At 43.9% G+C, this 13,562-nt stretch carries 12 protein-coding genes; 3 read left to right on the top strand and 9 right to left on the bottom strand.

Translation table 11 applies throughout. The features are described from left to right. Positions 1-250: 250 nt before the first annotated feature. Positions 251-2,653 carry a glucose/quinate/shikimate family membrane-bound PQQ-dependent dehydrogenase gene (locus tag NI464_RS02295; protein ID WP_004732084.1) on the bottom strand — a complete coding sequence of 801 codons (2,403 nt, stop codon included), beginning with the start codon at positions 2,651-2,653 and terminating at the stop codon, positions 251-253. A 170-nt stretch (positions 2,654-2,823) separates the two neighbouring features. Continuing rightward, positions 2,824-4,065, bottom strand: coding sequence for a carbohydrate porin (locus NI464_RS02300; RefSeq protein ID WP_004732086.1), 1,242 nt, complete (start codon positions 4,063-4,065; stop codon positions 2,824-2,826). A gap of 482 nt (positions 4,066-4,547) precedes the next feature. Here NI464_RS02300 and NI464_RS02305 point away from each other — a divergent pair, with 482 nt between their 5' ends. Together NI464_RS02305 and NI464_RS02310 are read left to right on the top strand one after the other, a co-directional pair. Then, positions 4,548-5,156: a DUF805 domain-containing protein gene (locus NI464_RS02305; protein WP_004732088.1), complete on the top strand. Its 609-nt coding sequence runs from the start codon at positions 4,548-4,550 to the stop codon at positions 5,154-5,156. A gap of 24 nt (positions 5,157-5,180) precedes the next feature. Beyond that, positions 5,181-5,696, top strand: a complete 516-nt coding sequence (locus tag NI464_RS02310) for a hypothetical protein (RefSeq protein ID WP_004645901.1) — start codon at positions 5,181-5,183, stop codon at positions 5,694-5,696. A 148-nt stretch (positions 5,697-5,844) separates the two neighbouring features. Here NI464_RS02310 and NI464_RS02315 read toward each other — a convergent pair whose 3' ends face one another. Next, positions 5,845-6,492: an HAD family hydrolase gene (locus tag NI464_RS02315; RefSeq protein ID WP_004645903.1), complete on the bottom strand. Its 648-nt coding sequence runs from the start codon at positions 6,490-6,492 to the stop codon at positions 5,845-5,847. Positions 6,493-6,590: 98 nt separating this feature from the next. Here NI464_RS02315 and NI464_RS02320 point away from each other — a divergent pair, with 98 nt between their 5' ends. Beyond that, positions 6,591-7,358, top strand: coding sequence for a hydroxymethylpyrimidine/phosphomethylpyrimidine kinase (locus NI464_RS02320; RefSeq protein WP_035341206.1), 768 nt, complete (start codon positions 6,591-6,593; stop codon positions 7,356-7,358). A gap of 78 nt (positions 7,359-7,436) precedes the next feature. Here NI464_RS02320 and NI464_RS02325 read toward each other — a convergent pair whose 3' ends face one another. The 6 genes from NI464_RS02325 to NI464_RS02350 all read right to left on the bottom strand — a co-directional run bounded on the left by NI464_RS02325 (position 7,437) and on the right by NI464_RS02350 (position 13,334). Then, positions 7,437-8,495, bottom strand: coding sequence for a DUF1176 domain-containing protein (locus tag NI464_RS02325; RefSeq protein WP_253137693.1), 1,059 nt, complete (start codon positions 8,493-8,495; stop codon positions 7,437-7,439). Between the two features lie 3 nt (positions 8,496-8,498). Beyond that, the gene (locus tag NI464_RS02330) at positions 8,499-10,937 is read right to left on the bottom strand and encodes an AI-2E family transporter (RefSeq protein WP_071850803.1); all 2,439 of its coding nucleotides are present in this window, start codon (positions 10,935-10,937) and stop codon (positions 8,499-8,501) included. A 121-nt stretch (positions 10,938-11,058) separates the two neighbouring features. Then, positions 11,059-11,499, bottom strand: a complete 441-nt coding sequence (locus NI464_RS02335) for a YybH family protein (RefSeq protein ID WP_004732099.1) — start codon at positions 11,497-11,499, stop codon at positions 11,059-11,061. 484 nt (positions 11,500-11,983) lie between these two features. Beyond that, entirely contained in the window at positions 11,984-12,289 is a 306-nt protein-coding gene (locus NI464_RS02340) for a 5-carboxymethyl-2-hydroxymuconate Delta-isomerase (protein WP_004732101.1), read from the bottom strand. Positions 12,290-12,424: 135 nt separating this feature from the next. Then, a complete protein-coding gene (locus tag NI464_RS02345; RefSeq protein ID WP_004732103.1) occupies positions 12,425-12,763 on the bottom strand; it encodes a zinc ribbon domain-containing protein YjdM in 339 nt (112 codons plus the stop codon). A gap of 124 nt (positions 12,764-12,887) precedes the next feature. After that, positions 12,888-13,334, bottom strand: a complete 447-nt coding sequence (locus tag NI464_RS02350) for an SRPBCC domain-containing protein (protein WP_004732106.1) — start codon at positions 13,332-13,334, stop codon at positions 12,888-12,890. Between the last annotated feature and the right edge of the window lie 228 nt (positions 13,335-13,562).

The following is a 13,562-nucleotide window of genomic DNA, read 5'->3' on the forward strand; positions in this document are numbered from 1 at the left end:
AATAGGAATATTTTGAGCTTAAAAATTCTGTGTTCGATAAATTTAGACTTGATTAATCCTTTATCTGAATTTCGCTTAAAATCAGCCATATACAAAGCATATTATTTTAATGCGATCTGAATGAAATTGAGCTTTCAGCAACAAATCAACATCATTTCTCTGTGTCCTTAAAACTCGATGTAGGCATTCAACAATAGCGTATAAAAAAGCCTGACGAATCAGGCTTCTTCATACTTAATTAGAGATTCAACTATTTATTGTCTGGCAAGGCATAAGCCACCAGAGAGTCACCCATTTTAGTCCCAAAGGAACCATGACCACCCGCCATAATGACCACATACTGCTTTCCATTGGCTTCATAGGTCATTGGTGTAGCCTGGCCACCTGCAGGTAGACGGCCTTTCCACAACTCATCACCGTTGTTCACGTTAATGGCACGGATGTAGTTATCTTGAGTTCCACCCACAAACATCACGTTGCCCGCAGTTGAAATAGGGCCACCCAGCATCGGCACACCCATTTTGAATGGTGGCAATGGAATGCCCGGCATACTGTCACGAATGGTACCGATGCGGCGTTTCCATGCCACTTCATGAGTATTTAGATCCACACCTGCAACAAAGCCCCATGATGGCTGTTTACACGGCAGTCCAAATGGAGACAGGAACGCACTGATTTCAACGCCATAAGGCACACCATACATCGGTTGAACACCTGCTTCTGTACCTGCACCTTTAGCCGTCTTAGGACGGTTCGGATCTTGAGGAATTAGTTTTGATACAAATGGCAGGCCAATCGGGTTGGTTAATGCAATTTGACGGTCCGGATTCACTGACATACCACCCCATTCAAACACACCTAGGTTACCCGGGAAGACCAGCGTGCCATTTTCAGAAGGTGGGGTATAAATGCCATCGTAATTCAGTTTGTGGAACGCAACACGGCAGACCAACTGGTCAAACATGGTCGCACCCCACATCTGTTTATCGGTCAATTTATCTTGTGGCGCCAGATTAAAGTCAGAGAAAGGTTGAGTTTTAGAATAGAACTCGCCTTTGGTCTGAGGTCCGCGTTTCACAGATTGTGGTACCGGTTTCTCGGTAATTGGCACAATCGCTTTACCATTACGGCGGTCTAGCACAAAAGCATTACCCGTTTTGGTCAAGACATAAATGGCTGGAACCATATTGCCGTTTTTGTCTTTAATCTCGGTCAATGTTGGCTGTGAAGGTACGTCCATATCCCACAAATCGTGATGGGTAGTCTGGAAGTTCCATACCAGTTTGCCGGTCGTCGCATTCAAGGCCAGCATCGAGTTGGCATAACGCTCGTCCAGTTCAGTCCGGTGACCACCGTAAATATCCGGTGTACCGACACCCGTTGGTACGTAGACGATATCCAGCTCTGCATCATAGGCCAAAGGTGCCCAAGCATTTGGAGAGTTGTGTACAAATTTTTGACCCGGTGCAGGAATCAAATTCGGATCTTCAGCGCCTGTGTCAAATACCCAAAGCAGTTCACCCGTATTGACATCATAACCACGGATCACACCTGACGGTTCTTCAGTTGAATAGTTGTCTGTGGTTGAACCCGCAATAATGATCGTCGTGCCGGTTACTACAGGCGGTGAGGTTGGAATATAACCGCCTGGATATGGGAATGGCATATCTTTTTGCAGATCGACTTCGCCATTTTTACCAAAATCAGAACAGACTTTACCGGTGGTCGCATTGACCGCCACTAAACGCCCATCATTGACCGGTAAAATGACTTTTTGTGGACATTCAGCCGATGTGGTTTTCTTCGCAGCGAGACTGCTTTCAAAACCAGCCGTATTGTTGACATCATAATAAGATACACCACGGCAGGTTAAATGCTGATAGGTATGATCGGCTTTCAGTTTTGGATCATAAGTCCATTTCGCCTTACCAGTTGCCGGATCAAGCGCAGTCAATTTCTGGTGAGTGGTACAGATGTACATGTTGTCACCCACCTTGATTGGGGTAACCTGATTGGTGGTTTCACCCGAGTCATTTTCAGTCTTGAATTCGCCCGTGTGATATTCCCAAGCCACCTGCAAATCTTTGACATTTTCAGTATTAATCTGCTTTAACGGTGAATACCGTAAACCGGACTGGGTACGGCCATAAGCAGGCCAGTCTTCATCTGCCACACCGGGAATTGGCTGGTGAGTTGCAGGCTGCTGGGATTTTAATTCACCGCGAATTTCTTGCGGGTCATTAAATACAGCATAAATCATGACAGCGATGGTAATGGCTAATGAAGCACCCAAGGCAATTTTCGCGGTTTTAGCATGATCAAAGCCACGTGTGGTAGCCGGAATCAGCAGGGCCAGACCAAACAGCCCTAAAATATCTAAACGCGGCGCAAGTGCAAAGAAATCTGAACCGACTTCCCACAGCCCCCACACCACTGTCGCCAAAACGAATATGGCATAAACAAGGAGTGCAGCACTTTTTCGTTTATACAAGAGAACTGCGGTCGCAATAAAGAGAATACCTGCAATGATGTAGTACCAAGACCCACCCAGCACTGCAAGATAAATCCCTCCAATCAGCAGTCCTATACCGAAAACAGCGGCAATGACCGCTAAAATCGTTTTCAGTACTGAACCTGATGATGAAGTATTCATATTGAACACCTATAAAAGTTTTTTTGAAAGTCCATGCACATGACAGGCATGAGCACCCTTATTGTTAAATTCTGAGTTATAAATACATCAATGTCTTAAGCAGGCATTGCCCATTACTGCAACAAAGCACCTAGAGATTCAATAGTGTATTTGCAACTAAAAACTATATTTTAAAATGACGTATTAAACTTGATTCCGCCCACCCAGACATTTTCACCATCTTTATATGCACCGACGTGACGCACATATTGCACATTCGGGCGAATGGTGAGCCAATTAGTGGCATGTAAGCCATAATAAATTTCTGCATCGATTTCTTGATGACGGTCAGCACTGACATCGTCATTCATGTTGATGCGTGCAATACCAAATGCGATTTCATCTTGAGGGCGTGAATCCATTGCACCCTTATAAACCAGCCCGATATTTTGCATATCACTGACATTATTGGTTTTGGAGTCATGCACTGTCGCATTCACAAAGCCGGTCAAACCACGCGAAGTATCTCCGTGATGTGCAGTCAATTGTTGCTTGGCAACAATCCAGCCCCCATGGTGATGATCGGTTTGATCTGGATTGGAAATGACTTCAGCCTCTGCTGTACTGTAGTAATAACCGGCACGGTATTCACCCGGTAGTTTCTGTTCACCCAGTTTAGGCGCCCAAACCACTTCTGCAGGAAGCATTGCCCCTTTGGAACCATCCGTACTCAGGTTAAATCCTTTACCACGTTCCAGATTCTCAGGGTTGTATTCATAAGCACCGACTTGGGCATAAAATTCAGGGTTAAGGTTATATTTGACCCGTGCAGCCCATTGGCTTACCGGCCAGTTGTACCACTGATCGCCAACCCAGTTCCCGACTTGTGAACCGCATAGGGCCAGATTCTGGAAATCACAGTCAAAACTATTGAAGTCTTCACCCTCACCAAAGCGTCCGACTTTCACATCCAGTTTTTGTTCCAGGAATTTTTTCTTGATCCATAAATCAGTCAGGCGCCAGGTTTGACCACGGCCCCAGACTTCTTGCACTGAACTCAGATGGCCACTTAAAGCAGCAGCGCTTTGAGACAGTGACTGACCGTTACGCTGGGTCACTGTTATTTGTGCTTCGGTGTCTTGCCAGCCTGCAATTTTTGCCAGATCCAGATGTGCCCCAAAAACAAACTGGTCCGCATATTCAGTTTTATGGTTTGAAGATCTTTGCGCATCGATCAAGGTTGCCATTTCACCGGTATAACCAAAACTGAAATCATAGCCCTGATTTTGGAGTGCTGTACGTTGCCCGTTCCAGTCACCGAGCATCCACGGGCTTTCCGAACTGAAAGCAGCTTCAGCATGCACAGTGGTCGTGGTTAAGATGAAAGAGGCACAGCAAAGGTAAACGGCCTTCGATAATGGGGAGAGATACATTGAATGTGATACCTTCATCACAATATGAAGCTTTTTATTATACGCCTGTTGATTTTAAAAAATCGTTACTAATAGATAAAAAGTATGAATAAAATGTTATATTTATTAGTATTATTATATGCTTTTTGTAAATTTAAAATTTATAAGTATCTGTTTATCATCATATTAAATTTAACAACATCAAACCATAGTTCCAAAGAAAAATTTGATATTCATCAGATAGATTTAGCTTTAATTTCTTATAAAAGATTCAGAGATAAATCAGCTCCATTACTATTTAATTTTCTTCATTTCAAATCATGCAACGCTACATTTTTTGTTGATTGAATACTGAATCACTATTGCGATAAGGCTTTTAAAAACATGAAAAAATTATTGTCATTTCACCATAAACTTTTAAAAATTAGATTATGCTAAAGTTATTCTGATAAGAAATTGCGTCGCTTTAAAACAATAATCTAGCTTAATAGACGAGAACAAGCATGAAAGGTTCAATCCTTGATTTTTCTATTCAACACAATACCGGTTTTATCTCGGGGGATGATAATCAGCGCTATAGCTTTAATGGCGCAGACTGGCGTAGTGAGCGTCCACCTTCACGCGGTGATCGGGTCGATTTTATCGTCAATACCGCGGGTGAAGCATCTGAGGTTTATTTAACCTCAGGCAGTTCTATTTATCTGGGAGAAAAAATTTCCAGTCAGCTTGGCAAATATTCAAATCTGGATCAAGCCGAGGAAAATTACAGCAGCATTGACTGGTTTGTAAAATGTCTGACCAACTATGCAAACTTTTCCGGCCGTGCACGCCGTAAAGAATTTTGGTTCTTTATGCTGTTTTGTGTAATTTTAGGCATTGTTGCTGAGGTAATTGATACAGTTTTAGGCACTAAACCGCTGGTGAATAGCCTGCTTAATCTGGCACTTCTAGTCCCAAGTCTGGCCGTTGGCGCGCGTCGCTTGCATGATGTAGGACGTTCTGGTTGGTGGCAATTACTGACGCTTACCGTGATTGGCATACTGGTACTGATCTGGTGGTGGGCAACTGAAACCAAGCAACAAAACAATGAGTATGGTGCTCCTGCCAAATAACCGAACCTTACAAATCCCGTCTTGATGCGGGATTTGTTTATCGATTATTTAATGACTAAATATCAGCAAAATCAGACTTTCTCCATGCTGCAAGATCAATTAGTGAAATTTCCAGATGCTGTATGGGTGCAAATCTATAAAGATAAAATGCAGCTGATGAATATAGATGGCACGATTACGCATACTCTGCTACCCGATGTGCCTTATGCCCATCCGCGGAGTATTATTGCCGACTTTGATGCAGCCGCGGTGACGCTGAAACGGCTGTTACCATCGTCAATGATGAAGAAACTATTTAGCTCTATAGCACTGCTGCAAATTATGGATCTGCCTGAAGACGGTTTAACCGAAGTTGAAAAGCGCGCGTTACTCGAACTCGGTTATGAAAGTAGCGTGCAAAATGTCATCCTGTTTGACCATGCAGGAAATGCACTGACCAAAGCCAGAGTTCCACCCCAACATCGAATGACGATCATCAATATTTTACTAGTGATTATCATTATGGTGGTGTTGGCATCGACCTGGTTTTTGACGCTTTAAATGTTCTTGTAAGAGCAAAAATCCCGCACGCTGCGGGATTTTTATTGAGATAACAATCTAATAAGAGAGTTGATCTGTATAGATGTAGCAGCTTATAGACAAAATATCTCTAAAAATCAGCTCAAATAAAATAAGCAAAAATTAGGGTTTATTTAAAATAATCTAGCAACTGATTAAAGCGGTCTATTTGATATTTAGGCTGTGCCAGTGCTAACTCTTCCTGACTACCATAACCATAATTTACCGCAATAGTATCAATACCATTTTGACGGGCACCAAAAATGTCATGCTCACGGTCACCCACCATCAGGCATTGATCGGCCTGTAATTTTTGCTGCTCTAAAATATACTGAATCAGCTCAGCTTTATTGGTTCGCTCGCCATTCAGCTCACTACCATAAATGTCGGTAAAATACTGGGCCAGATCAAAATGTTCCAGAATCTGTTTGGCATACACTGTCGGTTTTGCTGTAGCGACAAACAAGCGATAACCACGGCGTTTCAGTTCTGCCAGCGTTTCTGCTACACCCTCAAAAACATGATTTTCATAGAGACCCTTGACTGCAAAGCGCTCCCGATAACCCATCAAGGCCTGTTCAGCCAGAACATGATCGGCCTCAACATTTAAAATTTTGGCAAGCGAGGCTTTTAAGGGCGGACCAATAATCCAGTCGATATTGATCTCGTCACTAATCGGATGACCGATCTTTTCCAGACCATAGCGTGCAGACGTCGTAATCCCCACTTTCGGATCGGTTAATGTCCCATCCAGATCAATTAAAATATTCTTAATCACCGCCCATCCCCTCTCATTAGTACCGATATAAATTAATATCGAGAGTTCATTCAAATTTGCCTATACTAATGCAATTTTAGTGAATGAAGGACATCATTTTGCGCCCTACCGTACTTTGCTTTTCCGGTTTAGACCCTTCAGGTGGAGCCGGCCTTCAAGCAGATATTGAAGCCATTGGTCAAAGTGGTGCACATGCGGCAATTGCCTGCACAGCCCTCACTATTCAAAATTCACAGCAGGTTTTTGGTTTCGAAGCCACTTCCAGAGAATTGCTGTTGGCACAGGCCAATGCGGTGGTCAATGACCTGCCCATTCGTTGCGTAAAATCTGGCATGTTAGGCACCACAGACAATATCGCAGCACTGGCCGAGTTTCTGGCTGCACATCCAGATTATCTGTATGTGCTGGATCCGGTTTTGGTCGCGAATAGTGGCGGTTCGCTGGGTAATCAAGAAACGCTGGTCAAAGCATTTACCCAGTTGATTCCATTAGCCACTATCTTAACGCCGAACACGGTTGAACTACGCGCCCTGACGGGTGAGCAAGACCTCAAACTGGCCACTCAAAAATTATTTGAAATGGGTGCACAGGCAGTTTTGGTCAAAGGTGGCCATGAAGATACGCCAGATTACATTCAGAACAGCCTATATATCGCAGGTGAGCTGGTCAACGAAACTCGCTGTCCACGTCTGCCAGGTGAATATCATGGTTCAGGCTGTTCACTGGCCAGTTTCATTGCCGGACGTCTGGCCATGGGTGATCAGTTGAAAACTGCGGTACAGCATGCTGAAACCTGGTTATTTGGGGTATTAAAAAATGCTGAAATTCCTGTTCCAAATGGCCAGAGAATTCCAAAGCGTTTTTAAGATCACACTTCTTAAAATCAAAACTAAAAAAGCCTGAGTCATTCAGGCTTTTTTATCACTGCTATTTTTTAAACAATACTATTTGGCCTGATAAATGATTTTGCTTACATAGGTCGGTAAATTCCAAGCACCACCGGCGAAGCCTTTGCATTGTACGGTCAGACCACTGAAGCTTTTGACAAATTTCTTGCCATTCCAGGCCCATTCGTTCTGACTCAGACAATCGCCCAAACCACGCACTTTATGCCCGGAAAATATCTGGCCTTGGTTAAATGTTTCTCCCGAGGTCGTCACCAACTGTTTAAATTGCTTGTTTCGATCCATCAGCCAGAAGCCACTACCCATATTATAAGCCCCACGCCAGCATGGAATCTGAATCAGTTGATTCTGGGCATTAATGGGATAAATGGTCATAACATCATCATCCAGAAAACGCTGGCTAAACAGCAAATCACATTGATCTTCCTTGGTGGTGGCTTGCAGTTTTCGAATCATCTGCTGACTGGCTGCCGTATTCAGTTTTGCTTGAGTGACTTTGCCTGACTGATATTTTGGTATCTGAATTTTCGGTATCGCTGCAGCTTTGAGCACCGCCTGATTGGATTTTTTCCCCGGCCTGATCAAGGCTGAGGGCGTAGAAAGTCGACGCTGAAATTCATCCATCTTCAGCAAAACGGCACTGGCACCGGAAGTCGACAGGTTCCAGCGTGATTGCGTATTCTTAAATACAACCGGAGCTGTTCCCTGTACAGCTTTTAGCAAGGCTCGCGTTTGATCAGTACTGAGTTGCCCTATTCCCTCCCGATTCAGACCAATCACACCATAAGGTGTGCTGGCAATTTGTAGCTGAAGCTGTCGTGTAGGTGTGGCATCAGCTAAGGGTAAAATCTGGACTTGGGCTTTGATACTACTGTTTGCACCCGCAGCACGCTCTAGTAGCACCGAAACCGGCTGATCAATATCTTGATCCGATTGATAACCGGCAGCGCGGCAGGTGCCGGTATTATCACAGGCAATTTCCCAGTCTTTATGTGAAAAATGTAGGTCCTGCATGGCCGCTAGACTTAATGAGCTAATACTGGCTAGACTAAATATGATACTCATAATTTTGATGCTGTAGATCCATTTTTGTTTCATCATCTAGTCCTTATTTAAAATGCTTGCCGAGGTGGCTGGCTGCATCTGCTCAATCTGCTTCTGTTTATCTTTTTTCTTGCGCTCATTGCTCAAAGTCGCCATTAAATCCTGCGCCAAAGCCTTAAGTAGAATCATATCTTCGGCCTGCATCTGTCTCGGCTGCTTGTCCAGCAGACACAGACTCCCAAGCGCAATTCCATTTTTATCTTTTAAGGGCACACCGGCATAGAAACGGATATGATGCTGTCTTAACTCTGACAAATGTGGAAAGCGCGGGTCACGTTGCAAATCTTCTATCACCAAAGGCTCGTTTTGATAGAGCAGATGGGTACAGACTGAATCCTTGCACATTTGTCGGGTTGCTACAGGTTCTTGGGTAAAAGGACTGACTGGAATATACATTTCGTGCTGATTCAGCCAGGAAATTTGTGCGTAATCAACGTCAAAGGCTTGACGGGCTTCTTCAATATATTGTTTATAAAGGATCTGATGACGGTGATCTAATAATCCCAACTCATTTAAAGCCTGCTGCCGTTCTTTTTCATTCTTGATCTCCAGATTCTCAAACCAGCTTTCCCCTTCATTCAAGGTATAAGTTTCGATAGTCAGAATCAGATCATCGACATTATTGACCAGTGCCTCCAGCTCAAAACATTGTTGCAGTTCATCCAGAAGCTCCAGCTGCATCACGCTCCAAGTCGCAAAAATGATTTTCAGCTCAGGATATTGCTGCGCCAATCGATATTTCAGCAACCGAATCTGTGCTGCAGGCGCATGATGAAAAATCGACACACATAAAATCTTGATTGAAACTGGCAGTACAATGCCCTTTCCTGATTCACTGGATTGAATCAGCACATCCGGATCATTTCGGGCAGCAATATTTTTGAGATTCAACGCGTGTGCCAACATGGCAGAAATCTGGGTGTCAATTTCCCAACGCGCACCAACGCAATAGACTTCGGGCTGCTCGTTACTTAATTTACTCGGATAAGCTTTTTGGAATGCATGATTAAAGAACTGCAAGCCCTGATAAAGACGCAACCGGTGCTCGGCAGTAACATCGGTATCATGTCCTTGAGAATAAATCCGAATGGCTGGAATGGCCACTTCACCATAGAACATTTGTACCCGACGGGCCACCTCCTCCGCACTGGGCTTTTTTGGCAATTGCGCACAGATATAATCATTGGCTACTTGCATTGCATCATTGACTTCGTCGGCTACCAGTCGCTGATAAAAGCGTTCGAAGGGTGACAATACTGGCGTACTGCCAAGCAAAGTTTTGACAAAACCCAGTGCCGGCACGTAGTTGGACAAAACCAGCAGGCAGGCAGTCAAAGGCGTCGACAAGATCAACCCCACCGGTCCCCAGAGGGTGGTCCAGAACGTGGCAGCCAAAATAATCGCTAAGGTAGACAGACCGGTACTTTCCCCATAAAGCCAAGGTTCAATCACGTTATTGCTGATCAGTTCCAGCACCAGAATCAAGGCGACAGTCCAGAGCACCATGTCCCAGCCCGGATCAACGGCGAAGGCCAGCGTAATCGGGAAAATAGCTGAAACGATCGGGCCAACATAGGGCACAAAACGCATAACCACCGCGACCAGCCCCCACATGATCGCTGCCGGCACCCCAATCACCAGCAGCCCAATCGCCATGGGAATGCCATAAGTGACATTGACCAGCAGCTGCATGCGCAAATAGGTTCCGATACTTTTGCCGGCATCATCCAGCGCATCGGTGCCGATATTCAGATTACCGCCCAAGAGTTTCAGAAAACGGTCATGCAAGTCTTTGCCATTGAATAAAATTAATACCATAAACAGGAACACAATCCCGATAATCGCCAGTGGATTCAGAATTTTATTCAACCAGTCTAGGGCAGCCTCTTCACTCGTTGGTTCCAAACCGACCACTTTGACATTCTGCACATTCGGGTCTTCTGTTTCATGTTCGGGTGTATCTATCGAATTTTCTACCGTGTCAAAGGTCTGGATCGCGCCATCCCACATACTCGGTCCCTGACGATAGTTTTCAAGCATTTTTAGTTTCTGCTGGATGGTGTCCTGATATTGCGGCAGTTCCTGACTCAACTTGCCGAGTTGTACTCCCAGATAAGTTGCAGTGCCGCCCAGAAATGACAAGGTCAGGCACATGACCAGGCCAATCGCCGCCCATTGGGGACAGCCCCAGCGCTTTAAGCGAGAAACCAGAGGAGAAAGTAAAAATGCCAGCAGAATGGCCAGAGCCAGCGGAATAAAAATATCACGACCAAAATACAATGCCGTCATGACTACAGCAGCAATTACAAAGCCTGCCATCATTCTGAGTGCATGTTGGGTGCGCTGCCGCTCGGACTGATCCGGCATCAATACTTCAGTCTGTTGTTGCAGGTTGGCCTGTCGTGGTTTTACTTGACTGTTCTTGTTGTTATCCACCTGAAAAGTCCTAAAATATTATTCCTTCAACATAATTTAGGACTTTCTATATTTTTGTTACAAAGGTATTCCTGTAATCATTTGCAAAGATATTTCACTTAAATCTTTTCAGGTAAATAGATTAACTCACGCTTTTGATCCGGCGCATTTTCCGGGTTTCGAGTTGCACAGGGACTGAAGTATGTTGATGCAGCAATTGCCATTTGCCCTGCTGCTTGCTCAGGCACATGCTGACCCGACACCAGCCCAGCTGGAAAATCGGTTCAATCACCGCATAACTCACCCGTACATAACCATCGACTACAGCCAGATCAGAAGTGACATGAATATTAAGGTCTTGGCGTTCGATGCGTATGCCTTCCGGTATAAATGCCCGATATTGCTGCCAGAGTGCCTGATAGGCTTCTACACCTTTAACCTCCATACTGACATCAACCAGACGGATCTCCGGTCGGCACAATTCAATAATATCCTGAATTTCGAGTCTGGCTATGGCATTATCCCACTCTCGAAGAAATGCCATGACTTCCCGAACCAATTGTTCATCCCCAAAAATCTGCATCAAATTTTCCTCAACCGGACAAGTCAGACCTGAAATCTTGGATTCAATCAACTCACCGGATTTCTGATCTTTTTGTTCTTATTATTTTGCCTATGCTAAAGCGCTGTTTTCGCTTTGCTCTCTCCATTGTCTGATTCGGTACAGCTCGCCTGAAGATTATTTTTAAATTATTTTTATTTCAATCAGGATGAATATGCCGTTTCTAGATTGGATGATTCAAAAATCAGCAGCGATTAAAAGTTACTTTAGAACTTTTATCGTATGTCTGTAAATGACATAAAGCGTCATTTAAAAGAAAAATATATTTAAATCTGAATAAGATAGCTGACCATTGCAAACCAAGTCGATCTGTTTATAAATTTCGTACGGCGTTGATAAAATTTCAAGCTATTTGATCCATGTCATATCAACAGATAAAAGCCATCCTTCAGACAATAGCTTTACTATAAGTCTGCTTTGGCATTTCAATGATTTCGACACAAAGTTATATTTTCAATTCAGGCTGTGGCGCAATATATTGCTGCATGAGGTCGAGCACCAATTTGAAAATTGCCTGACGAACTTCGACACTGCGACCGCTCAACAGTGAAGCTTTGGCATACACATAGGCCTGATCTGTAACAATATTCAGTCCAATCATATAGTCCTGCTGCATAATCGCGCGACTTTTTAAATCATTGAGATCCGTGACATAGCTGGCGCTAAAAAGTGCCTCATGGATCGCGACCAATAAGGATTTGATCTCAATATGTTGCAGATTGTCAGAATATTCCAGATGCAGGTGCGGCATTAAAGTGGTCTCAAATCGAAATGCGAGGATCAGGGCGGCAGGAAAATGATCAGCCCAGAATTTCAGCAATAATGAGAATAATACGATACATCAACCGTATTATTCTCTCGTCAGAATTTTAGTCTAGGGCTAAATTTAAGCTTTCTTTACATATTCTGATTTCAGTTTCATCGGGCCGATTCCCTCGATTTTACAATCGATATCATGCCCATCTGCAGCATCAGGCAACAAACGGATACTTTTGACTTTGGTGCCCACTTTCACCACTGAAGATGAACCTTTGATTTTCAGGTCTTTAATCACTGTTACCCTATCACCGTCCGCCAGTACATTGCCATTGGCATCCTTAATGATCACTTGCTCTTCAGTGATTTCACCTTCTTTCCACTCGTGTGCGCATTCTGGACAGATCAGTAGATCGCCATCTGCATAGGTATATTCAGATTGACATTTTGGACAGTTTGGCAGACCCATAAGAACCTCGAAAAAAAGAGAAAAATAAAATAAATGAAACAAATAAGCGCACAGTATAGCATCTTTGTCAGGCGCGCTCATGGAGAGGACATGAGGATGAAGCCAACATAGGAGATCGAAGGAATTAATTGTCTGAAATCTGCGGATTAACCAGCAAAGACAGAAGTTGCAGTGATTCCTGCCAGCTCAAATGACATACCGCTGGCGGCACCACATCCGGATAACCTACCTGAATAATGTGTAAACCTGTACCGATTGAGACTTTTTCAAAGATGATCGTGACCTCTATTTCACCCTGCAAGTCGGGGGTAGAAAACTGATCGGTATAGCGCAGTAGCTGATTGGGAATGACCTCATGATAAATGCCATGAAAATGATGCTGGGTTCCGGTAGAAAAATTGGTAAAGGTGGTTTTATAGCTGCCACCAGGTTTGACTTCCGCATGTTCTACTTTGGCAATAAAGCCATGTGGTGCCAGCCATTTGGCCAATGCATCCGGATGCACAAAGGCACGATACACCCGCTCCGGTGGTGCACTGAACACACGATGCATTTTTAAGGTGTAACTCATTTTTTCTTGTCCTTTGTTCTTATTATTTTTTTATTGCGGGATATTCCCTGCATTTATTGTGACTAAATCATCAGCCTGAGTTAAGTACTCATCTGAGTTATTTTATCCAGTTTTGAGCTGGCTATATATAATGAGTATGTATCTATACTCAAGCTCAAATCTTCATATAACGATTAAATAGAGCAATAAAAACCCCGGCAGCACCGGGTCTCTTACTTTAAATGCTTT

This window comes from Acinetobacter lwoffii (assembly GCF_024129685.1).
GTDB lineage: Bacteria > Pseudomonadota > Gammaproteobacteria > Pseudomonadales > Moraxellaceae > Acinetobacter > Acinetobacter lwoffii_X.

Bases quoted from the DNA above. Each gene is read 5' to 3' on its own strand.
- NI464_RS02295 (WP_004732084.1), bottom strand. From the start codon at position 2,653: ATGAATACTTCATCATCAGGTTCAGTACTGAAAACGATTTTAGCGGTC.
- NI464_RS02300 (WP_004732086.1), bottom strand. From the start codon at position 4,065: ATGTATCTCTCCCCATTATCGAAGGCCGTTTACCTTTGCTGTGCCTCT.
- NI464_RS02305 (WP_004732088.1), top strand. From the start codon at position 4,548: ATGAAAGGTTCAATCCTTGATTTTTCTATTCAACACAATACCGGTTTT.
- NI464_RS02310 (WP_004645901.1), top strand. From the start codon at position 5,181: ATGCGGGATTTGTTTATCGATTATTTAATGACTAAATATCAGCAAAAT.
- NI464_RS02325 (WP_253137693.1), bottom strand. From the start codon at position 8,495: ATGAAACAAAAATGGATCTACAGCATCAAAATTATGAGTATCATATTT.
- NI464_RS02335 (WP_004732099.1), bottom strand. From the start codon at position 11,499: ATGCAGATTTTTGGGGATGAACAATTGGTTCGGGAAGTCATGGCATTT.
- NI464_RS02340 (WP_004732101.1), bottom strand. From the start codon at position 12,289: ATGCCGCACCTGCATCTGGAATATTCTGACAATCTGCAACATATTGAG.
- NI464_RS02345 (WP_004732103.1), bottom strand. From the start codon at position 12,763: ATGGGTCTGCCAAACTGTCCAAAATGTCAATCTGAATATACCTATGCA.
- NI464_RS02350 (WP_004732106.1), bottom strand. From the start codon at position 13,334: ATGAGTTACACCTTAAAAATGCATCGTGTGTTCAGTGCACCACCGGAG.